Below are 19,360 nucleotides of genomic sequence, written 5' to 3' on the forward strand. Positions count from 1 at the left end.
GGACTTTTCGGGACAAAAAACGGCGGCAAGTATGGAGAAAGCAGGTAGGCATTGCAACGCAACTCCCTGTTGTCAAAGGAATTGCATGCAAAGCCCGCCACCTGTCCATGCTGGCTGGCGTTTTCGTGGGAGCGCAGGCGGGGTCACGCAAGACGCCGCAAGGTCATATTGTCGCGTTGCTTTTGTAAGGAAGTGCGACTGACCGGGGAGCTTAGTCCCCTTGTGCGTTGCTGTGAAGGAAACTTCAGGCGGGGTGCGACACTTGGTCGCGCAGTAAAAGAGGGGCGTAGCGCGTTGCGCGCTACGCCCCTTGCCGCTTATTGAGCGGGTTGCTGCGAGAGGCTGTACACGTAGGCGGCGAGCAGATGCACCTTGTCGTTGCCCAGGTAGGGTTCCTGGGCAGGCATCTGGCCCTGGCGACCGTTACGGATGGTCTGCTGCAGCTGGGTCAGGCTCGAACCATAGATCCAGCCGGTGCTGGCGGTCAGGTTGGGTGCGCCCATGGCGGGTACGCCCTTGCCTTCGGCGCCGTGGCAGGCCACACAGTTGGCGGCGAAAATCTGCTGGCCGGCAGCCAGGTCGGCGCCGTGGCCTTCCGGCAGCGGTAGGCCGGCCAGTTCGCCACGCACGTAGGCGGCGACGTTTTTCACCCCGTCTTCGCCGATGACGGCGACCCAACCCGGCATGATGCCGTGACGGCCGGCGAGGATGGAGGCCTTGATGGTTTCCGCCTCGCCACCCCAGCGCCAATGGCTGTCGGTCAGGTTGGGGAAGCCGTAGCTGCCCTTGGCGTCCGAGCCATGGCACACCGAGCAGTAGGAGGCGAACATGCGCGAGCCCATCTTCAGGGCCTGCTCGTCCTTGGCCACCTCGGCCACCGGCATGGCGGCGTACTTGGCGAACAGCGGGCCGTACTCGGCGTCGGCGCGGTCCATTTCGCGCTGCCACTGCTTGACCTGGGTCCAGCCGCCTTCATAGCCCGGCAGCACGCCTTTCCAGTTGCCCAGGCCCGGGTAGAGCACCAGGTACAGGGCGCCGAAGATCAGGGTGCCGACGAACAGCAGGAACCACCAGCGCGGCAGCGGGTTGTCGTACTCCTCGATGCCGTCGAACGTGTGACCCATGGTCTGGTCGGTGGTGTCGGGGCGTTGGCCCTTGCGGGTCACGAAGATCAGCCATGCCAGCGCCAGCAGGGTGCCGACGGTGAGGATGGTGATGTAGAAACTCCAGAATCCTGTCATGGATCGTTTACTCCTGGCTGAGGCCGCGCATCAGCGCTTGTTCTTGATGCTGGTGCCGAGGACCTGCAGGTACGCGACGAGCGCGTCCATTTCGGTCTTGCCCTTGACCGCGTCGCGGGCGCCGGCGATGTCCTCGTCGGTGTACGGCACGCCCAGGGTACGCAGGGCTTCCATCTTGGCCGCGGTGTGCTTGCCGTCGAGCTGATGCTCGACCAGCCACGGGTAGGACGGCATCTTCGACTCGGGCACGACGTTGCGCGGGTTGTAGAGGTGCGCGCGGTGCCAGTCGTCGGAGTAGCGGCCGCCGACGCGGGCCAGGTCCGGACCGGTACGCTTGGAGCCCCAGAGGAACGGATGGTCGTAGACGCTCTCGCCGGCGACCGAGTAGTGGCCGTAGCGCTCGGTCTCGGCGCGGAACGGACGGACCATCTGCGAGTGGCAGCCGACGCAGCCTTCCTTGATGTAGATGTCGCGGCCTTCCAGCTGCAGCGCGGTGTAGGGCTTGAGGCCCTCGACGGGCTCGGTGGTTTCCTTCTGGAAGAACAGCGGGACGATCTGGGTCAGACCGCCGATGCTGACGGCGAGAACCATCAGCAGGGCCATCAGGCCGATGTTCTTCTCGATGATTTCATGATTCTTCATCAGTGGGCTCCTTGAACCACGAACTGCTCGGCGGCGGCCATTTCATTGGCCTTGGCCACACGCACGGTGCGCCAGACGTTGTAAGCCATCAGCAGCATGCCGGTGAGGAAGAAAGCGCCGCCGATCATGCGGACCAGGAAGCCGGGGTGGCTGGCTTCGAGGGCTTCGACGAAGGAGTAGGTGAGGGTGCCGTCCTCGTTGACCGCACGCCACATCAGGCCCTGGGCGATGCCGTTGACCCACATGGAGGCGATGTACAGCACGGTGCCGATGGTGGCGAGCCAGAAGTGGGCGTTGATCAGGGGGATGCTGTGCATCTCCTTGCGGCCGAACACTTTCGGGATCAGGTGGTACAGCGAGCCGATGGACACCATGGCGACCCAGCCGAGGGCGCCGGCGTGGACGTGGCCGATGGTCCAGTCGGTGTAGTGGGACAGTGCGTTGACGGTCTTGATGGCCATCATCGGGCCTTCGAAGGTGGACATGCCGTAGAAGGCGAGGGAGACCACCAGGAAGCGCAGGATCGGGTCATGGCGCAGTTTGTGCCAGGCCCCGGAGAGGGTCATCATGCCGTTGATCATGCCGCCCCAGCTTGGCGCCAGCAGGATCACCGACATCACCATGCCCAGCGACTGGGCCCAGTCGGGCAGGGCGGTGTAGTGCAGGTGGTGCGGGCCGGCCCAGATGTACAGGGTGATCAGCGCCCAGAAGTGGACGATGGACAGGCGGTAGGAGTAGACCGGGCGTTCGGCCTGCTTGGGCACGAAGTAGTACATCATGCCGAGGAAGCCGGTGGTGAGGAAGAAGCCCACGGCGTTGTGGCCGTACCACCACTGGATCATCGCGTCGGTGGCGCCGGCATACAGCGAGTAGGACTTGGTGAAGGTGACCGGGATCTCCAGGTTGTTGACGATGTGCAGCATCGCCGTCACCAGGATGAAGGCACCGAAGAACCAGTTGCCCACGTAGATGTGCTTGCTCTTGCGCTGCATTACGGTGCCGAAGAACACCACCGCGTAGGAGACCCACACCACGGCGATCAGGATGTCGATCGGCCACTCCAGCTCGGCGTACTCCTTGGAGGAGGTATAGCCCAGCGGCAGGGTGATGGCGGCGAGGAGGATGACGGCCTGCCAGCCCCAGAAGGTGAAGGCGACCAGCGGACCGCCGAACAGGCGGGTCTGGCAGGTGCGCTGCACCGCGTAGTAGGAAGTGGCGAACAGGGCGCAACCACCGAAGGCGAAGATCACCGCGTTGGTGTGCAGGGGGCGCAGACGGCCGAAACTGGTCCAGGGCAGGTCGAAGTTCAGACTCGGCCAGACCAGTTGTGCGGCGATCAGTACGCCGAGCCCCATCCCGACGATTCCCCAGATCACCGTCATGATGGCGAACTGGCGAACCACCCTGTAGTTATAAGCAGTCCTGAGATTTGCTGTGCTCATTTTGGAGGTTCCACGACTAATGGGCTTTGATCGGAAAAGATCAGCGTCAGGATGGATAAACCGCTATGGCAAGATGTTGATACAAATCAAAGCCCTATCGAGCGTGAGGGATTAGCGATGAATTTTTCCGGCCTGATGTGGTCTGTGCCGCCGGACGAGGTGCGCGGGCGGCTGATTCTGGCCCATGGGGCGGGCGCGCCGATGGACAGCCCGTTCATGACCGGGATGAGCGAGCGGCTGGCCGGGCGCGGCATCCTTGTGGCGCGTTTCGAGTTTCCCTACATGGCGCAGCGGCGCCAGGGCGGTGGCAAGCGCCCGCCCAACCCGCAGTCACAATTGCTGGAGTGCTGGCGGACGATCTGGCGGGAGGTGAACGCCGAGGCGTCGGGCGACTGGGCGATCGGCGGCAAGTCGATGGGCGGGCGCATGGCCAGCCTGCTGGCCGACGAGCTGGGGGCGGCGGCGCTGATCTGTCTCGGCTACCCGTTCCATGCCGCCGGCAAGCCCGAGCGGCCGCGCGTCGAGCATCTGGCCGACCTGCAGACGCCGACGCTGATCGTCCAGGGCGAGCGCGATGCGCTGGGCAACCGCGAGCGGGTCGCCGGCTATGCGCTGTCGCCCGCGATCCGGCTGCACTGGCTGGCGGCCGGCGATCACGACCTCAAGCCGCTCAAGGCCTCCGGGTACACTCACGCCGCGCATCTGGACAGCGCTGCGGCACAGGTTGCAGCCTTCTTCGTGGCGGAGTGACGGTCGTACTCAGCGGGCGAGCAACTGGCGCAGCACATGGCGGAGAATGCCACCGGCGCGGAAGTATTCGGCCTCGATGCGGGTATCGATGCGGCAGGTCACGGCGAAGCGCTCTTCGCCGCCGTCGGTACGGTGCAGTTCGACGATCAGCTGTTGTCGCGGCGCGAGATCGCCGGTCAGGCCGCGGATGCTCAGGCGTTCGCTGCCGTCGAGTGCCAGGCTGCGCCGGTTCTGACCGGGGAGGAACTGCAGCGGCAGCACGCCCATGCCGACCAGGTTGGCGCGATGAATGCGCTCGAAACTCTCGGCCAGCACCGCGCGCACGCCGAGCAGGCGAGTGCCTTTGGCCGCCCAGTCGCGTGACGACCCGGTGCCATATTCCTTGCCGGCGACCACCAGCAGCGGTACCCCTGCGGCCTGGTAGCGCTGGGCGGCCTCGAAGATCGACAGCCGTTCGCCGGAGGGCTGGTGCAGGGTCTGGCCGCCCTCCGCGCCGCCGAGCATCTCGTTCCTGATGCGGATGTTGGCGAAGGTGCCGCGTATCATCACCTCATGGTTGCCGCGCCGCGCGCCGTAGGAGTTGAAGTCCTCGGGCGCCACGCCCAGGCTCTGCAGGTACAGCCCCGCCGGCGAGCTGGCCTTGATGTTGCCGGCCGGGGAGATGTGGTCGGTGGTGATCGAGTCGCCGAACAGGGCGAGGATGCGGGCGCCTTCGATGTCCGTGGCAGGTGGCTCCGGGCGCTCGATGCCGGCGAAGAACGGTGGGCGGCGGATATAGGTGGAGTTCGGCTGCCAGGGATAGGTCGCGCCGGCGCCGCTGGTGATGCCCTGCCAGGCGGCATCGCCCTCGAACACCCGGGCGTATTCGCGGCGAAACATGCCCTCCTCCACGGCGCGTACGGCCTGGGCGACCTCGGCGTCGCTGGGCCAGATGTCGCGCAGGTACACCGGCTGGCCGTCGCGGCCGTGACCCAGCGGTTCGCGGTTCAGGTCGATGCGCGTGGTGCCGGCCAGGGCGAAGGCCACCACCAGCGGCGGCGAGGCCAGCCAGTTGGCCTTGACCTGCGGGTGGACCCGCCCTTCGAAGTTGCGGTTGCCGGACAGCACCGCGCTGACGATCAGTTCATGGACATTGATGCACTCGGCGATCGCGGTCGGCAGCGGGCCGGAGTTACCGATGCAGGTGGTGCAGCCGTAGCCGACCAGATTGAAGCCGAGCCGGTCCAGATAGGAGCTGAGGCCGGCCTTGGCCAGGTAGTCGCTGACGACCCGCGAGCCGGGTGCCAGCGAGGACTTCACCCAAGGGCGGCGCGTCAGGCCGCGCTCGACCGCTTTCTTCGCCAGCAGGCCGGCGGCCATCAGCACGCCGGGGTTGGAGGTGTTGGTGCAGGAGGTGATGGCGGCGATCACCACGTCACCGTGGCGCAGGCGCTGCTCGCTGCCGGCGACGGCGAAGTCCTGCTGCAGTTCGGCCTGGCGCCCTTCCAGGACCAGCAGGTTGTCGAACTGCGTGCGGATGTCCTCCAGCGCCACGCGATCCTGCGGGCGCTTCGGGCCGGCCAGCGAAGGGCGGATGGCGGACAGATCCAGCTCCAGCACCTCGCTGAACAGCGGCTCGGGCTGGCCGGTTTCGCGCCACAGGCCCTGGGCGCGGCAGTAGGCCTCGATCAGCGCGAGACGCTGCGGGTCGCGGCCGGTCAGGCGCAGGTAGTCGAGGGTCTGCCCGTCGACCGGGAAGAAGCCGCAGGTAGCGCCGTACTCCGGTGCCATGTTGGCGAGGGTGGCGCGATCGGCGAGGGGCAGGTGGTCGAGCCCCGGGCCGCAGAACTCGACGAACTTGCCCACCACGCCATGCCGGCGCAGCCGCTCGGTGACGGTCAGCACCAGATCGGTGGCGGTGACGCCTTCGCCCAGCCGGCCGACCAGGCGCATGCCGACCACCTCGGGAATCAGCATCGACAGCGGCTGGCCGAGCATCACGGCTTCGGCCTCGATGCCGCCGACGCCCCAGCCGAGCACGCCAAGGGCATTGATCATGGTGGTGTGCGAGTCGGTGCCGACCAGAGTGTCCGGGTAGGCCCAGGTGCGCTCGCCGTCGGCCTGGCTGCAGACCACCTGGGCCAGATACTCCAGGTTGACCTGATGGCAGATGCCGGTGCCCGGCGGCACCACGCGAAAATTGGCGAAGGCCTGCTGCCCCCAGCGCAGGAAGGCATAGCGCTCGTGATTGCGCCGCATCTCGATGGCCACGTTGGCGGCGAAGGCGTCCGGCGCGGCGAAGCGGTCGACCATCACCGAGTGGTCGATGACCAGATCGACCGGCGACAGCGGATTGATGGCCAGGGGATCGCCGCCGGCGGCGGCCATGGCATCGCGCATCGCCGCCAGATCGACCACGCCGGGCACGCCGGTGAGGTCCTGCATCAACACCCGTGCCGGGCGGAATTGGATCTCCTGGCTGGAGTGGCGTTTGGGCAGCCAGGCGAGCAGCGCCCGACAGTCGTCGGCGACGATGCTGTGGCCGTCTTCGTTGCGCAGCAGGTTTTCCAGCAGCACGCGCAGGGAGAAGGGCAGGCGGCTGCTGTCGCCCAGCCGCGCGTTGGCAGCGGCAAGGCTGCAATGGGTGTAGGTGTGCCCGCCCACCTGCAGCGGGCGAAGGCAGTGGAAACTGTCCGGGTGAGCCATGGCGCGATCCTCCCAGTCGTCATGCGAGCCGCGGCTGGCGCCGGGTGCGCTGCGTGTCGTCCCGGCCGCGCAGCAGGGCGCCGGCGCGGACTGGAAAGGCAAGCCTAGCCCGGTGCAGGGCGCGGCGCCCGTGCGGCGGATGACCGGCGCGCGACTTTGCGCGACAATGCCGGCCCGTTATCCGCCGGCCCCGTTCGTGAGAGTTCCATGACCCAGCAACCCGACGCCGTTCTCGATGCCACCGGCCTGCACTGCCCCGAGCCGGTGATGATGCTGCACAACAAGGTGCGCGACCTGCCGGCCGGCGGCCTGCTCAAGGTGATCGCCACCGACCCCTCGACCCGTCGCGACATTCCCAAGTTCTGCCTGTTCCTCGGCCACGAGCTACTGGAACAGCAGGAAGAGGCGGGCACCTACCTGTACTGGATCCGCAAGAAGCTCGACTGATATGCACTGCCCGGCAGGCGCACGCGCGCTTGTCGGGGAAGGCTCTACGCCGAGTCCGTGGCCGGCCTAGCGCCGGCTTGCGTCCCAGCCGCTCTGTCCCGGCGCCAGCTGGCAGCGGCGCAGGCTGTCCTGCCAGGCCTGCACGTGGCGCTGGCTGGCGGCGTTCAGCCCGCTCCATAGCGAGTGCTCGGTGCCGGCCAGTGCCAGCAGGTAGTCGCGGCTGGCGCTCGGGATGCCGGGGGCGCCGGCCAGCCGCCGCAGGGCGGCGCTCCAGCGCTGCCCGCGCTGATGAACCGTGGCCAGATAGGGCTGCAACTGCCCGGCGTAGTATTTGACGAACAGGTTCTGCATGAGCCGCCCGCGTGGCGTCGGCCGGCCCTGTGGGCACAGCGGGCGCGTGGCCTGACGTCGCTCCAGCAGCTCGCTGCCGGCCTCCAGCGTAGCTGTCAGGCGCTGCAGGCTGGTGATCAGCTCTGGGCCGCCGGAGCTGGCGTGCAGGGCGAAGAACAGTTCGTCCAGGGCCTCCGGCGCCGGTGGCAGGGCTGCCGGCAAGTGCGTGCCGATCTCTGCCAGGCGTTCGAGGGCGAGCAGCGCGGCCTCGTCGCCGGGGGCCTCGGGCGCCAGCGCGCGCGGGGCGAAGCGTAGGTACTGCTCGACCTCGGGGCCGGCGTTGACGGCGTTCCAGAATACCGCCGGGAGCTGCTCGCGCTTGGCTGCCAGCAGCGCCTGCAGGGTGTCGCGGGTTGCGGCGTCGGCGGGGCGCGCCAGCACCGGCAGACAGTCCTGCAGCGCCGCGATCAGCTGCCCTTCGTAGCCCAGACGGCGACTGGCGACCATCTGCTTGCCCAGGCTGTTGTTGCGCTCGGCGATCAGTTGCTGCAAACGCGGGCAGCGATGCATGTCGATCAGCAGGTCGAGCAGGCCGATACGCAGCTCCGGCGTCGCCAGCAGGCGCTCGCGGCGTGGCGGCATGCGCCACTGTTCCAGACTGGCGGGCGGTGCGGCCGCAAGGTCGAGTTCCAGGCCGTTGGCCAGGCGGGCGAGATAGTCGTCCTGCAGCGCCTGGCCCGGATCTCCCGGCTGGCACGCGGCCAGCAGCAGGAGCAGGGCGAGCAGGACGCCGCGCCGCATCTCAGCGGCTCCGGGCGGCGCGGATGCTGCGCCGCGCGCAGCCGCTCAGGCGCCAGCCGAGCAGGAGCGCGGCGCAGGTCAGGCCGACCACCAGGCCCTGCCACAGCCCGGCGGGGCCGCTGGGCTGTCCCAGCCAGTCGCTCAGGCCCAACGCATAGCCGACCGGTAGGCCGATACCCCAGTAGGCCAGCAGGGTGATCAGCATGGTCACGCGGGTGTCCTGATAGCCGCGCAGGGCGCCGGCGGCGGTCACCTGGATGGCGTCGGAGAACTGGAACAGCGCCGAGTAGACGATCAGGCCCGCGGCCAGGGCGACCACCTGCGGGTCGCTGGTGTACAGGCGGGCGATGGCCTCGCGCAGCGGCAGCATCAGGCTCGCCGAGCAGCAGGCGTAGGCCAGCGCTAGCAGCATCGCGGTGCCGGCGGCGAAGCGCGCATCGCGCGGCGCGCCGCGCCCGAGGGCCTGGCCGACCCGTACGGTGGCGGCCATCGCCAGCGAGTAGGGGATCATGAAGATCATCGAGGAGAAGTTCAGCGCGATCTGGTGGCCGGCGACCACGGTGGCGCCGAGGCTGCCGATCAGCAGGGCGATCACCGAGAAGATGCTGGCCTCGGCGAACACCGAGATGCCGATCGGCAGGCCGACGCCCAGCAGCGGGCGCATCGCCGCCGGCTGCGGCGCCTCGAAGCGGGTGAACAACTGGCTGCTGCGGTACACCGGCGCCCAGCGCACCCACAGCAGCATGCCGCCGAGTAGGAACCACATCACCAGCGCGGTGGCCCAGCCGCAGCCGACACCGCCCATGGCCGGTACGCCCAGCTTGCCGTAGATGAACACGTAGTTGGCCGGGATGTTCAGCAGCAGGCCGAGCATGCCGAGCACCATGCTCGGCCGCGTGCGCCCCAGGCCGTCGCTGAAGCAGCGCAGTACCTGATAGAGGGCGACGGCGGGGAAGCCGACAGCAACCGCCTGCAGGTAGCCCATCGCCGGATCGATCAGCGCCGCATCCACCTGCATCATCTGCAGCAGAGGGCGTGCGCCCCACAGTAAGCCGCCTGCCAGCAGGCCGACCAGCAGGCCCAGCCACAGCCCCTGGCGGACCAGCGGGCCGATGCGCGCGAAGTCGCCGGCGCCGGCATGGCGGGCGACCTTGGCGGTGACGGCCATCAGGATGCCGGTCATCAGCAGGAACACCGGCACCCAGATCGAGTTGCCCAGTGCCACGGCAGCCAGGTCGTGGGCGCTGACCCGGCCGGCCATCAGGGTATCGACGAAGCCCATGGCGGTGTGCGCCAGCTGGGCGATGATGATCGGCACGGCCAGGCCCAGCAGGGTGCGGAGTTCGCGGAGGGTACGGCGCGGGCGGGAGAGTGCGGGGGTGGTACTGGGAATGGACATCGTGGGGCCTCGACAAGCAGCGGCCAGTCTACGCCGGGGCTTGCGACGCGGCCAGCGGCAGCTGCCGTGGCGCGGCGAAACTGCGCTAGAGTGACGGCATTTCTGCACCGGAGCCCTGCCCATGCGCCTGCTGGCCGACGAGAACATCCCCCTGCTCGATCCCTTCTTCGCCGCCTTCGGCGAAATTCGCCGGCTGCCCGGTCGCGGCATCGACCGTACGGCGCTGGCCGATGTCGACGCGCTGTTGGTGCGCTCGGTGACCCGGGTCGATCACGCCTTGCTGGAAGGCACGCCGGTGCGTTTCGTCGGCACCTGCACCATCGGCACCGACCATCTGGATCTCGACTATTTCGCCGAGGCCGGCATCGCTTGGTCCAGCGCGCCGGGCTGCAACGCCCGCGGGGTGGTCGACTACGTGCTGGGCGCCGTGCTGGCCCTGGCCGAGCGCAGCGGCGCCGATCCGGCGCAGCGCACCTACGGCGTGGTCGGCGCCGGACAGGTGGGTGGGCGGCTGGTCGAGGTGCTGCGCGGACTCGGCTGGCAGGTGCTGGTCTGCGACCCGCTGCGGGCGGTGCGCGAAGAGGGCGACTTCGTCGATCTGGAAGAGATCGTTGAGCGCTGCGATGCGATCAGCCTGCATACGCCGCTGCAGCGCGATGGCGCGCACGCCACCTGGCACCTGCTCGATGCCGAGCGCCTGCGCCGCCTGCGGCCGGGCTGCTGGCTGATCAACGCCAGCCGCGGCGCGGTGATCGACAATGCCGCGCTCAAGGCCCATCTACAGGCCGGTGTCGATCTGCAGGTGGTGCTGGACGTCTGGGAGGGCGAGCCGCAGGTCGACCCCGAACTGGCCGCGCTGTGCCGGCTGGCGACGCCGCATATCGCCGGCTACAGCCTGGACGGCAAGCTACGCGGTACCGAGCAGATCTATCGGGCGTTCTGTGCCTGGCGCGGGGTGCCGGCGGCGGTGCGGCTGGAGACGTTGCTGCCGCCGCCCTGGCTGGGCGAGCTGGCCCTGCACGGCGATGCCGATCCGGCCTGGGCGCTGGCAACCCTGTGCCGGGCGGTGTACGACCCGCGCAGCGACGATGCGGCGTTCCGGCGCAGCCTGCTCGGCAGCGCCGAGGCGCGGCGCGCCGGTTTCGACCTGCTGCGCAAGCACTATCCGCCGCGGCGGGAAATTCCCGGTCTGACGGTGCGGGTGGCGGAGGGCGCTGCCGCCCCGGCGCTGCGTCGGCAACTGGCGGCGCTGGGCGTGAGGCTCGGCTGATCAGCCGAACAGGAAGCGCCGGCGTGGCTTGTCGGCCTGCTCCAGTTGGCGGCAGGCCTGCAGGATCATCTGTTCGGTGATCGGGATTTCGCGGCCCCGGGCGTCGATGATGGCGCCCAGATGCTGCTGGCGCAGCGGCTGGCTGAGATGACGGCGAGGGCTGGCGGGTGCGGCGCTGGACATGGCGGATGCTCCTGACTGTGCTTGCTGGCAGTCTAGGGGCGGTAGATGACGGGGCGGTGACGGTCCGGCGACGTGTGGAAGACAGATGCCCGCGGGGGCGGGCATCCGGGAGGGGTGCCGGACTCAGCGGTATTCGCAGAGGTAGGCAGTGTCCTGGGCGACCTTGAGCTGGAATTTGCTGTCGGCCGGCACGTCGAACTTGCTGCCGGCGGCGAAGGTTTCCCAGGCCTCGGCGCCCGGCAGCTTGACGGTCAGGGCGCCGGCGATCACGTGCATCACCTCGGCCTTGGCGGTGCCGAACTCGTATTCGCCGGGGGCCATCACGCCGACGGTAGCCGGACCTTCGTTCATCTCGAAGGCGATGGATTTGACGGTGCCGTCGAAGTACTCGTTGACCTTGAACATGCGGGCCTCGCAGGAAGGAAATAAAAGGGCGCGCCAGTATGCCCAAGCTGTCCGGTGGCGTCACCTGGGCATCGATCCGGCGACGGCGTCCCGAACCGGCATGGCTTCGGCCGCCACCGGCAGGTCCCGCAGGCAGGCGTCGAGGTCGACGGCGTCGATTTGGGCGGCGGCGAGGAAGCGCTGGGCGTACTCCAGGTAGGCGCCGCTGCACAGGAAAAGGCGGAACACCTCGCTGTCGATGTGCGCCTCGCGGGCCATCCGCGCCATGATCTGCAGGGCCTCGGAAAGCGGCTTGGGCGGCTTGTAGGGGCGGTCGTGGGCGGTCAGCGCCTCGAAGATGTCGGCTACCGCGACGATGCGTTCCGGCAGGCTCAGCTGCTCGCGGCGCAGGCGTCGTGGATAGCCGCTGCCGTCCATCTTTTCGTGATGGTTGGCCGCGATATCCGGCACTTTGCGCAGGTGCGGCGGCAGCGGCAGGCTGCTGAGCATGATCAGGGTCTGCACGATGTGTTCGTTGATCTTGAAGCGCTCCTCGTCGGTGAGGGTGCCGCGGCGCGTGCGCAGGTTGTGCAGCTCGCCGCGGTCGGCGGCATGGGGCGGCAGCCGCATGTCGAAGCCCCAGCGGTTGCGCGGATCGTCCTTCTCCACTGGCGGGCGCTGGCTGCCCCAGGGCTGGCGGTGCTCCGGACGGTCGGCGAGCAGGCGCTCCTCCGCGGGCAGCGCACGCGGCGCTATGCCTTCCAGTCGCTGGCGCTCCTCCAGGGAGAGGCCGAGGCGGTCGTCGAAGTGGCGCCACCAGCGGCGTTCGGCGATCCGCTCCAGGCGCCGGATGTCCTCGTCGTCCATGTCCTCGCCGCCGATGTTGCAGCGCGCAACGAAGGCGAAATCCTCCTGCAATTCGTCCTGCCGGCGCTGCAGTTGCCGCTGCAGCGCCGTGCCGTCGCCGCCGTCGGCCAGCGCCCGCCAGTAGTCCAGTTCGGCATCGCGCCAGAGCACCTCGAAGCGGGTGCGGATCTCGTGCAGGCGGTTGTAGAGGGTTTCCAGCTTGGTGGCCTTGTCGACCACGTGCTCGGGGCTGGTGATCTTGCCGCAGTCGTGCAGCCAGGCGGCGATGCGGAACTCGTAGAGTTCGGCTTCGCTCATGCGGAAGTCGGCAAAGCTGCCCTCGCGGCAGGCGATGGCCTTTTCCACCAGCAGTATGGCCAGTTGCGGGACTCGTTCGCAGTGCCCGCCGGTGTAGGGCGACTTGGCGTCGATGGCGTCGGCCAGCAGACGGATGATGGCGTCGATCAGGCGTTGCTGGGACTCGATCAACTGGCGGGTCTCGATGGCCACGGCGGCGGCGCCGGCGATCTCCTCGGCGAAACGGCGGAACGACTGCTGTGCCCGGGGTTCGCGGTGCAGCTCGCCCAGGCGCAGGACGAGCAGACCGAGCAGGGCGTCGCTGCGGTCCCTGAGCGGGATGCACAGGTAGTCCCGGGCGGCGAATAGCTGGACGAGGTCGGCGTCGAGCCGCACGGCGTCCTCGCCGCTGCAGTCCAGGCTAGGCGGGTAGTCGCCGGCCAGGTGCCGGGTGTTGAGGCGCAGGCAGGCGTTGTCGGATTCGTACAGGTAGATGCCGCCGCCCTCCAGGGCTGTGGCGCCGACCAGTTGCTGCAGCACCTGTTCCAGCATCAGTTCCAGACGGCTTTCGCGGTTCAGGGTGTGGGTGATGGTTTGCAGGTTGTACAGCGAGCCGGCCATGCGCTGCAGGACCCAGCCGAGGCGGCCGACTTCGCGGATCCGCGAACGTATCTGAGGCGGCTGGCGGAAGTCGAAGTCGATCAGCGCTTCCAGGTGTCGGGCCAGCTCGCGCAGCGGTGTGCCGATCCGCCGGCCCAGCCACCAGCCGGCCAGCAGCATGGGCACCAGCAGCAGGCCGGCCAGCAGGGTCTTGTCGAGCAGCAACTGGCGGGCGGCGAGGAACAGCTCGGCCTCGGGGATGGTGATCAGCAGCTTGCTGGCACTGTCCAGCCCTGTCAGCGGCATGCGCACGCCGTACCAGCGGTGTCCCTCGACGCTGAACGCTTGTACCTGGCGTCCGTCGGCGGGCAGGCGCTGCAGGGCGGAGAGTGCCGGTGCCTGCAGCTCGTCGAGTTTGGCCAGGCGCACGCTGGCGGGGTCGTCGCCGATCAGCAGGCGCTGTGGTTCGGAGTGGATGAATACCTGGTCCTGCGCGTCGAGGGCGGCGATCAGCGTACCCGGGGTCAGGCGCAGTGCGCGGACCTGGCTGCTGAGGTCCTGCACGGCGGCGTCCATGCCGATCACCATGCGCCCGTCGAGGCTGCGCTGGGCCAGGCTGACGCCGATCTGCGCGGTGGTGAAGAACAGGTAGGGTGGCGTCAGGATCGCCTCGGTGTCCGCCATGGCCTGGCGATACCAGGGGCGGCTGCGCGGGTCGTAGCGGTAGTCGGGACGTATCTGGCGCTCCAGCAGCTGCAGCTGGCTGTCGTAGAAGTGCCATTCGCCGTGCGTGGCGCCGGCGGCATCGCGGTCGATGCTTTGCAGCAGGTAGCGGGCCTGTGCGGGAGCTCGCAGGCGCTGGCGCTGCGGGTCGCTGTCCTGTTCAAGGCGGCGCAGCAGCAGGAAGTCGCCGTCAGGATAGCCGATGTAGACGGCGCTCAGGGCCGGGCCGATCTGCAGGGTCTCGGCCAGTAGCGACAGGCGCGGCAGGCGTGCCGCCAGGCTGTCGGCGCCGGACAGGGCATCGTGGCGCAGCAGGCTCAGCGCGCTGCGCGCCGGGCTGAGCAACTGCTGGGTGCGCTCGCCGATCAGGCTGCCGAGCCGCTGGGAGTCGTCCGTGGCAGCGGCCACCAGTGCCTGGCGCAGGCCATGCTGGCCCTGAAGGATCAGCGCGAGGGTCAGCAGCAGCATGCTGGCGACGATGGCAATTGCAGTCAGACGTTGCAGGGGGATGCCAGGGGGCGGGTGGGGCGTTTGCATGGCCATTCCTCCTGGCGTGGGATATTCAGTGCGGCGGTTGCGTGGCCTGGCAGGCGGCGATCAGGGCCGGCAGGCTCAGTGGCAGCAGGCGGGCGATGTTGCGGGCGTCGTCCAGGCCGCGATGCTGAGTGCCGGCAAAGCTCAGGCCGCTGACCTCCAGTGCCTTGTTCAGGCCCAGTTGGCGACGGTCGCGGCTGCGCCGGGTCTGCCGGTAATGGCGGGCGAACAACTGCTTGAGGTTGAAATGCGGCAGGCTGGCCAGGCAGCTGGACAGCTGCTGGTTGCGCCACTCGACTTCCAGTTGCTGGCGGTCGTAGTTGCCCCAGCTGAGCCAGCCTTGCAGGTCGCCGAGGTGCGGCAGCAACCAGGCTTCGAGGCGCGGCCAGAGTCGGTCGAGGGTCGGCGCGGCATCGATGTCGCTCTGGCGGATGTGGGTCAGCTGGCGGCAGAAATCGGTCAGCTCGGCGCGCAGGCGTGGTCTGACGAAACTCTGGAAGTGGCTCAGCTCGCGGCCATTCGCGTCGACGATGACCGCGCCGATCTCGATGACCTCCATGTCCTCGACCGGCCAGCCACCTTCGTCGGTGGTGGCTTCCAGGTCGATCACCAGCCAGTGCGTCATGCCAGTCTCCTTCTGCGGGCGAGTGCAGTATGGGAGCCTTCTGCCGTGCAGGCAAACGCCTGTGCTAGGCTCGTGCGTCGATTTTCGAGGAGGGGTGTGCGATGGCGAAGGTGGCGTTTATCGGTCTGGGCGTGATGGGCTATCCGATGGCCGGGCATCTGCAGCGCAAGGGCCACACGGTCTGTGTCTACAACCGCTCGGCCGACAAGGCCGAACGCTGGGTGGCCGAGTACGGCGGGTGCCGCGCGGCGACTCCGCGCGAGGCGGCCCAGGGCGCCGAGCTGGTGATGACCTGTGTGGGCAACGACGACGATCTGCGCAGCGTGGTGCTGGGCGGGCAGGGCGCTTTCGCCGGCATGGCGCCGGGCAGCGTGCTGGTCGATCACACCACGGCCTCCGCGGCGGTGGCTCGCGAGCTGGCGCTGCTGGCCGCCGAGCGCGAGCTGGAGTTCCTCGATGCGCCGGTCTCCGGCGGTCAGGCCGGTGCGCAAAATGGTGCGCTGACGGTGATGGTCGGTGGCGAACCCGAGGTGTTCGCCCGCGCCGAGCCGGTGATTGCCTGCTATGCGCGGATGGTGCGGCTGATGGGGCAGGCCGGCAGTGGTCAACTGACCAAGATGGTCAATCAGATCTGCATTGGCAGCCTGCTGCAGGGCCTGTCCGAGGCGCTGCATTTCGCCGAGTGCGCCGGGCTCGACCGGATGGCGGCGATGGAGGTGATCAGCAAGGGGGCGGCGCAGTCCTGGCAGCTGGAAAATCGTCATGCCAGCATGATCGAGGGGCGCTTCGACTTCGGCTTTGCGGTCGACTGGATGCGCAAGGATCTGGCCATCCTGCTGGAAGAAGCACGCCGCAACGGCGCCCAGCTGCCGGTCACCGCGCTGGTCGACCAGTTCTATGCCGATGTCCAGGCGGCCGGCGGCGGACGCTGGGACACGTCGAGCCTGATCAGTCGTCTCAAACCCTCGCGCGGTGCCTGAGTGAGGCGGTGCGGTCAGCTGCGGAAGATGAAGTAGGCCGCGCCCGACAGGCACAGCCTGACCCGTGGTTAATCGAGCTTCCGCGTCGGCTGTATATAAAGGAGGCTGAAGGGTACGAAGGTCGTCATGGTGATGGCCTCCTGAATGGTCTTCAGCTGGCCGACCGGCAGCGCGCTATAGCCAATGCGGTTGGTCGGCGGCGTGATCAGTGCATGCAAGTAGTTCAGGTGCTCGAACAGGACGATGCCTCAACTGATCAGGGCAGCGACGATCCATGGCTTGCTATGGAAGGTCTTGATGTGGCGAAAGTCGGGACGACGTTGAGCAGGCAGGGCAGGGCGGCGGTCTGCAGTCAGGCAGGCTGGGGCTCTGCATAAAAAACGCGCTGTATGGGGCTTGGCGCCAGTGTGGACGCTGGCTATCCTCGCGCGCCGAAAATGTCCTGTCCATGTCTCTTTCGCGGAGGTATTTCGCCATGCAGTGTCGCGCCGGGTGCGGAGCCTGTTGCATCGCGCCGTCCATTTCCTCGCCCATTCCCGGGATGCCCGAGGGCAAGCCGGCAGGGGTTCGCTGCGTGCAGCTCGATGCGCGCAATCTCTGTCGCTTGTTCGGCAGTCCCGAACGCCCCGAGGTCTGCAGTCGCTTTGTGGCGGACGTTCAGGTGTGTGGCGAAACGCGAGAGCAGGCGTTGCACCTGCTGGGCGAGTGGGAGCGCCTGACCGCCGCATGAGCGGAACGAAAAAGGGGCTGCCGAAGCAGCCCCTTTCCTGTCGCGCCGAGCCTGGCCTTAGCCGCGCTCGTTGATGGCGACGTAGTCGCGCTTGGTGTAGCCGGTGTAGATCTGGCGCGGGCGGCCGATCTTGTAGCCTTCGGAGTACATTTCCTTCCACTGGGCGATCCAGCCGGCGGTGCGCGCCAGGGCGAAGATCACAGTGAACATGCTGGTCGGGATGCCGATGGCTTTGAGGATGATGCCCGAGTAGAAGTCCACGTTCGGGTACAGGTTGCGCTCCTGGAAGTACGGGTCGTTGCGCGCGTACTCTTCCAGCTTCATCGCCAGCTCGAGCTTCGGATCGTTGATGCCCAGCTCGGACAGTACCTCGTCGCAGGTCTGTTTCATGACCTTGGCGCGCGGGTCGAAGTTCTTGTACACGCGGTGACCGAAGCCCATCAGCTTGAACGGATCGTTCTTGTCCTTGGCCTTGGCGATGAACTTCTCGATGTTCTCGACGCTGCCGATCTCGTCGAGCATGGTCAGCACGGCTTCGTTGGCGCCACCGTGAGCCGGTCCCCACAGCGCGGCGATGCCGGCGGCGATACAGGCGAACGGGTTGGCGCCGGTGGAGCCGGTCAGGCGCACGGTGGAGGTGGAGGCATTCTGCTCGTGGTCGGCGTGCAGGATGAAGATACGGTCCATGGCCTTGGCCAGCACCGGGTTGATCGGCTTCTCCTCGCACGGGGTGTTGAACATCATGTGCAGGAAGTTTTCCGCGTAGCTCAGGTGGTTGCGCGGGTACATGATCGGCTGGCCGACCGAGTACTTGTAGCACATGGCCGCCATGGTCGGCATCTTGGCGATCAGGCGGATCGCGGAGATTTCGCGGTGCTTGGGATCGTTGTTATCCAGCGAGTCGTGGTAGAACGCCGACAGGGCGCCAACAAGGCCGCACATCACCGCCATCGGGTGAGCGTCGCGGCGGAAGCCGTTGAGGAACGACTTCATCTGCTCGTGGACCATGGTGTGGTTCTTCACCAGGCCAGTGAACTCTTCCTTCTGCGCGGCAGTCGGCAGCTCGCCGTAAAGCAGGGCGTAGCAGGTCTCGAGGTAGTCGGACTTCTCGGCCAGTTGCTCGATCGGGTAACCGCGGTGCATCAGGATGCCCTTGTCACCGTCGATGAAGGTGATCTTCGACTCGCAAGCGGCGGTCGACATGAAGCCAGGATCATAGGTGAACACACCCTGGCTGACCAGGCTGCGGACATCGACAACGTCCGGCCCCATGCTGCCAGAGAGGATGGGCAGCTGAACCTCAGTACCCTCGATGATCAACTGTGCTTTCTTGTCAGCCATAACTGGCCTCCTAATTTTATGCGTGGAATCATCTATAGCGCGGCCCCCCAGGCAGGGCCCGTGCCACTATAGAGCGATAAGGTTGAAAGTCAATTTGTCCAAAAGTCGGTTTGTCAGCGCCGTTTCGCGCCCGTTTCGCCCTGAATCGGGGGCACGGTTTACGCCATTTGCCGGGGTGCGACAATCAGTCCTTTAGGCTAAGGGCGCGCGTTGTCATCGATATCCTAACTGTCTATACTCCCTGCCCGACCGCCAGAGGCTATGCCAGGCCTGGGTTCTGGCTGTTGTCACTCCCTGGTGATGGGTACCTGACAAGTGCACTTCCCGACAACTTGCCCTGCTGGTTGGGGCTCTCAGTGTGAAAAAAAGCCGTGAATAGCAAACGACCCGTAAACCTAGACCTTAGGACTATCCAACTCCCTGTCACTGCTTACACGTCCATCGCTCACCGTATTTCCGGCGTCATCCTGTTCCTGGGCATTGCTGTGCTGCTGTATGCACTCGACCTGTCCCTGGCGTCGGAACAAGGCTTCGAGCAGGTGAAGGCGTTCCTGGCCGGTTCATTGGCCAAGCTGGTGATCTGGGGCCTGCTGTCCGCTCTGCTCTATCACCTGGTGGCGGGCATTCGTCACCTGATCATGGATGCGGGCGTCGGTGAGACGCTGGAAGGCGGCAAGCTGGGCTCCAAAATCGTCATCGCTGTTTCCGCGGTGCTGATCGTTCTCGCAGGGGTATGGGTATGGTAACCAACGTCACTAACTTCTCCCGTTCGGGTCTGTTCGACTGGATGGCGCAGAGGGTTTCCGCTGTGGTTCTCGCGGCTTATTTCATCTTCCTGTTGGGGTACCTCGTGGCCAATCCCGGCCTGTCCTATGCGGACTGGCACGGGCTGTTCTCCCAGACCTGGATGCGCATCTTCAGTCTGCTGGCTCTGGTTGGTCTGAGCGCTCACGCGTGGGTCGGTATGTGGACCATCTCCACCGACTATCTGACCAGCATGGCTATCGGTCGCTCGGCGACTGCCGTGCGCTTCCTGTTCCAGGCAGTCTGCGGCATGGCGATGTTCGCATTCTTCGTCTGGGGTGTGCAGATTCTTTGGGGTGTCTGATC

At 67.2% G+C, this 19,360-nt stretch carries 19 protein-coding genes; 7 read left to right on the top strand and 12 right to left on the bottom strand.

Annotation, left to right across the window (positions count from 1 at the left end; genetic code table 11):
• Positions 1-317 precede the first annotated feature (317 nt).
• The 3 genes from ccoP to ccoN are packed head-to-tail and all read right to left on the bottom strand — an operon-like array spanning position 318 to position 3,325.
• Positions 318-1,241: a cytochrome-c oxidase, cbb3-type subunit III gene (gene ccoP / locus BLU22_RS11885; RefSeq protein WP_090214775.1), complete on the bottom strand. Its 924-nt coding sequence runs from the start codon at positions 1,239-1,241 to the stop codon at positions 318-320.
• 30 nt (positions 1,242-1,271) lie between these two features.
• Complete coding sequence (gene ccoO / locus BLU22_RS11890; RefSeq protein ID WP_090214770.1) at positions 1,272-1,883, bottom strand: cytochrome-c oxidase, cbb3-type subunit II; 612 nt, start codon at positions 1,881-1,883, stop codon at positions 1,272-1,274.
• Positions 1,883-3,325, bottom strand: coding sequence for a cytochrome-c oxidase, cbb3-type subunit I (gene ccoN / locus BLU22_RS11895; RefSeq protein WP_090214778.1), 1,443 nt, complete (start codon positions 3,323-3,325; stop codon positions 1,883-1,885). The genes ccoO and ccoN overlap by 1 nt, the downstream gene beginning before the upstream one ends.
• A 117-nt stretch (positions 3,326-3,442) precedes the next feature.
• On the opposite strand from ccoN, the gene BLU22_RS11900 reads away from it, so the two are divergent.
• Positions 3,443-4,075: an alpha/beta family hydrolase gene (locus BLU22_RS11900; protein WP_331713905.1), complete on the top strand. Its 633-nt coding sequence runs from the start codon at positions 3,443-3,445 to the stop codon at positions 4,073-4,075.
• Between the two features lie 9 nt (positions 4,076-4,084).
• Here BLU22_RS11900 and acnA read toward each other — a convergent pair whose 3' ends face one another.
• Positions 4,085-6,760, bottom strand: a complete 2,676-nt coding sequence (gene acnA, locus BLU22_RS11905; RefSeq protein WP_090214781.1) for an aconitate hydratase AcnA — start codon at positions 6,758-6,760, stop codon at positions 4,085-4,087.
• Between the two features lie 207 nt (positions 6,761-6,967).
• Between acnA and tusA the strand changes: the two genes are divergently transcribed.
• Positions 6,968-7,207: a sulfurtransferase TusA gene (tusA, locus tag BLU22_RS11910; protein WP_090214784.1), complete on the top strand. Its 240-nt coding sequence runs from the start codon at positions 6,968-6,970 to the stop codon at positions 7,205-7,207.
• 66 nt (positions 7,208-7,273) lie between these two features.
• On the opposite strand, the gene BLU22_RS11915 is transcribed toward tusA, so the two are convergent.
• Positions 7,274-8,338, bottom strand: a complete 1,065-nt coding sequence (locus tag BLU22_RS11915) for a DUF3080 family protein (RefSeq protein ID WP_090214787.1) — start codon at positions 8,336-8,338, stop codon at positions 7,274-7,276.
• Between the two features lies 1 nt (position 8,339).
• Positions 8,340-9,737, bottom strand: a complete 1,398-nt coding sequence (locus BLU22_RS11920; RefSeq protein WP_090214790.1) for an MATE family efflux transporter — start codon at positions 9,735-9,737, stop codon at positions 8,340-8,342.
• Positions 9,738-9,858: 121 nt separating this feature from the next.
• On the opposite strand from BLU22_RS11920, the gene pdxB reads away from it, so the two are divergent.
• A complete protein-coding gene (pdxB, locus tag BLU22_RS11925) occupies positions 9,859-11,007 on the top strand; it encodes a 4-phosphoerythronate dehydrogenase PdxB (protein WP_090214791.1) in 1,149 nt (382 codons plus the stop codon).
• Here the strand turns inward: pdxB and BLU22_RS11930 are convergent, their stop codons facing one another.
• The 4 genes from BLU22_RS11930 to BLU22_RS11945 form a co-directional block, all read right to left on the bottom strand.
• Positions 11,008-11,190 (bottom strand): PA1571 family protein, encoded by a 183-nt coding sequence (locus BLU22_RS11930; RefSeq protein WP_090214794.1) that lies wholly within the window; start codon positions 11,188-11,190, stop codon positions 11,008-11,010.
• Positions 11,191-11,313: 123 nt separating this feature from the next.
• Positions 11,314-11,595, bottom strand: a complete 282-nt coding sequence (gene ppnP, locus BLU22_RS11935; RefSeq protein ID WP_090214797.1) for a pyrimidine/purine nucleoside phosphorylase — start codon at positions 11,593-11,595, stop codon at positions 11,314-11,316.
• Between the two features lie 60 nt (positions 11,596-11,655).
• Positions 11,656-14,577, bottom strand: coding sequence for an HD domain-containing phosphohydrolase (locus BLU22_RS11940; protein ID WP_231975243.1), 2,922 nt, complete (start codon positions 14,575-14,577; stop codon positions 11,656-11,658).
• A 25-nt stretch (positions 14,578-14,602) separates the two neighbouring features.
• Entirely contained in the window at positions 14,603-15,199 is a 597-nt protein-coding gene (locus tag BLU22_RS11945; protein ID WP_090214802.1) for an exonuclease domain-containing protein, read from the bottom strand.
• A gap of 101 nt (positions 15,200-15,300) precedes the next feature.
• On the opposite strand from BLU22_RS11945, the gene BLU22_RS11950 reads away from it, so the two are divergent.
• Complete coding sequence (locus BLU22_RS11950; RefSeq protein WP_090214805.1) at positions 15,301-16,179, top strand: NAD(P)-dependent oxidoreductase; 879 nt, start codon at positions 15,301-15,303, stop codon at positions 16,177-16,179.
• Positions 16,180-16,247: 68 nt separating this feature from the next.
• Here the strand turns inward: BLU22_RS11950 and BLU22_RS15475 are convergent, their stop codons facing one another.
• A complete protein-coding gene (locus tag BLU22_RS15475) occupies positions 16,248-16,397 on the bottom strand; it encodes a DMT family protein (RefSeq protein ID WP_394327525.1) in 150 nt (49 codons plus the stop codon).
• A 257-nt stretch (positions 16,398-16,654) separates the two neighbouring features.
• On the opposite strand from BLU22_RS15475, the gene BLU22_RS11960 reads away from it, so the two are divergent.
• Complete coding sequence (locus BLU22_RS11960) at positions 16,655-16,909, top strand: YkgJ family cysteine cluster protein (RefSeq protein WP_090216431.1); 255 nt, start codon at positions 16,655-16,657, stop codon at positions 16,907-16,909.
• Positions 16,910-16,966: 57 nt separating this feature from the next.
• Here the strand turns inward: BLU22_RS11960 and gltA are convergent, their stop codons facing one another.
• On the bottom strand, positions 16,967-18,250 hold the full coding sequence (gltA, locus tag BLU22_RS11965; protein ID WP_090214807.1) for a citrate synthase: 1,284 nt from the start codon (positions 18,248-18,250) through the stop codon (positions 16,967-16,969).
• Between the two features lie 371 nt (positions 18,251-18,621).
• Between gltA and sdhC the strand changes: the two genes are divergently transcribed.
• Positions 18,622-18,996 carry a succinate dehydrogenase, cytochrome b556 subunit gene (gene sdhC / locus BLU22_RS11970; RefSeq protein ID WP_090214810.1) on the top strand — a complete coding sequence of 125 codons (375 nt, stop codon included), beginning with the start codon at positions 18,622-18,624 and terminating at the stop codon, positions 18,994-18,996.
• Positions 18,990-19,358, top strand: coding sequence for a succinate dehydrogenase, hydrophobic membrane anchor protein (gene sdhD, locus BLU22_RS11975; RefSeq protein ID WP_090214812.1), 369 nt, complete (start codon positions 18,990-18,992; stop codon positions 19,356-19,358). Before sdhC ends, sdhD begins: the two co-directional genes overlap by 7 nt.
• Positions 19,359-19,360 lie beyond the last annotated feature (2 nt).

This window comes from Pseudomonas guangdongensis, assembly GCF_900105885.1.
GTDB lineage: Bacteria > Pseudomonadota > Gammaproteobacteria > Pseudomonadales > Pseudomonadaceae > Geopseudomonas > Geopseudomonas guangdongensis.

What these genes read in the sequence shown, in the direction of transcription:
- ccoP (WP_090214775.1), bottom strand. Translation starts at nt 1,241, where the DNA reads ATGACAGGATTCTGGAGTTTCTACATCACCATCCTCACCGTCGGCACC.
- ccoO (WP_090214770.1), bottom strand. Translation starts at nt 1,883, where the DNA reads ATGAAGAATCATGAAATCATCGAGAAGAACATCGGCCTGATGGCCCTG.
- ccoN (WP_090214778.1), bottom strand. Translation starts at nt 3,325, where the DNA reads ATGAGCACAGCAAATCTCAGGACTGCTTATAACTACAGGGTGGTTCGC.
- BLU22_RS11900 (WP_331713905.1), top strand. Translation starts at nt 3,443, where the DNA reads ATGAATTTTTCCGGCCTGATGTGGTCTGTGCCGCCGGACGAGGTGCGC.
- acnA (WP_090214781.1), bottom strand. Translation starts at nt 6,760, where the DNA reads ATGGCTCACCCGGACAGTTTCCACTGCCTTCGCCCGCTGCAGGTGGGC.
- tusA (WP_090214784.1), top strand. Translation starts at nt 6,968, where the DNA reads ATGACCCAGCAACCCGACGCCGTTCTCGATGCCACCGGCCTGCACTGC.
- BLU22_RS11915 (WP_090214787.1), bottom strand. Translation starts at nt 8,338, where the DNA reads ATGCGGCGCGGCGTCCTGCTCGCCCTGCTCCTGCTGCTGGCCGCGTGC.
- BLU22_RS11920 (WP_090214790.1), bottom strand. Translation starts at nt 9,737, where the DNA reads ATGTCCATTCCCAGTACCACCCCCGCACTCTCCCGCCCGCGCCGTACC.
- pdxB (WP_090214791.1), top strand. Translation starts at nt 9,859, where the DNA reads ATGCGCCTGCTGGCCGACGAGAACATCCCCCTGCTCGATCCCTTCTTC.
- BLU22_RS11930 (WP_090214794.1), bottom strand. Translation starts at nt 11,190, where the DNA reads ATGTCCAGCGCCGCACCCGCCAGCCCTCGCCGTCATCTCAGCCAGCCG.
- ppnP (WP_090214797.1), bottom strand. Translation starts at nt 11,595, where the DNA reads ATGTTCAAGGTCAACGAGTACTTCGACGGCACCGTCAAATCCATCGCC.
- BLU22_RS11940 (WP_231975243.1), bottom strand. Translation starts at nt 14,577, where the DNA reads ATGCAAACGCCCCACCCGCCCCCTGGCATCCCCCTGCAACGTCTGACT.
- BLU22_RS11945 (WP_090214802.1), bottom strand. Translation starts at nt 15,199, where the DNA reads ATGACGCACTGGCTGGTGATCGACCTGGAAGCCACCACCGACGAAGGT.
- BLU22_RS11950 (WP_090214805.1), top strand. Translation starts at nt 15,301, where the DNA reads ATGGCGAAGGTGGCGTTTATCGGTCTGGGCGTGATGGGCTATCCGATG.
- BLU22_RS11960 (WP_090216431.1), top strand. Translation starts at nt 16,655, where the DNA reads ATGCAGTGTCGCGCCGGGTGCGGAGCCTGTTGCATCGCGCCGTCCATT.
- gltA (WP_090214807.1), bottom strand. Translation starts at nt 18,250, where the DNA reads ATGGCTGACAAGAAAGCACAGTTGATCATCGAGGGTACTGAGGTTCAG.
- sdhD (WP_090214812.1), top strand. Translation starts at nt 18,990, where the DNA reads ATGGTAACCAACGTCACTAACTTCTCCCGTTCGGGTCTGTTCGACTGG.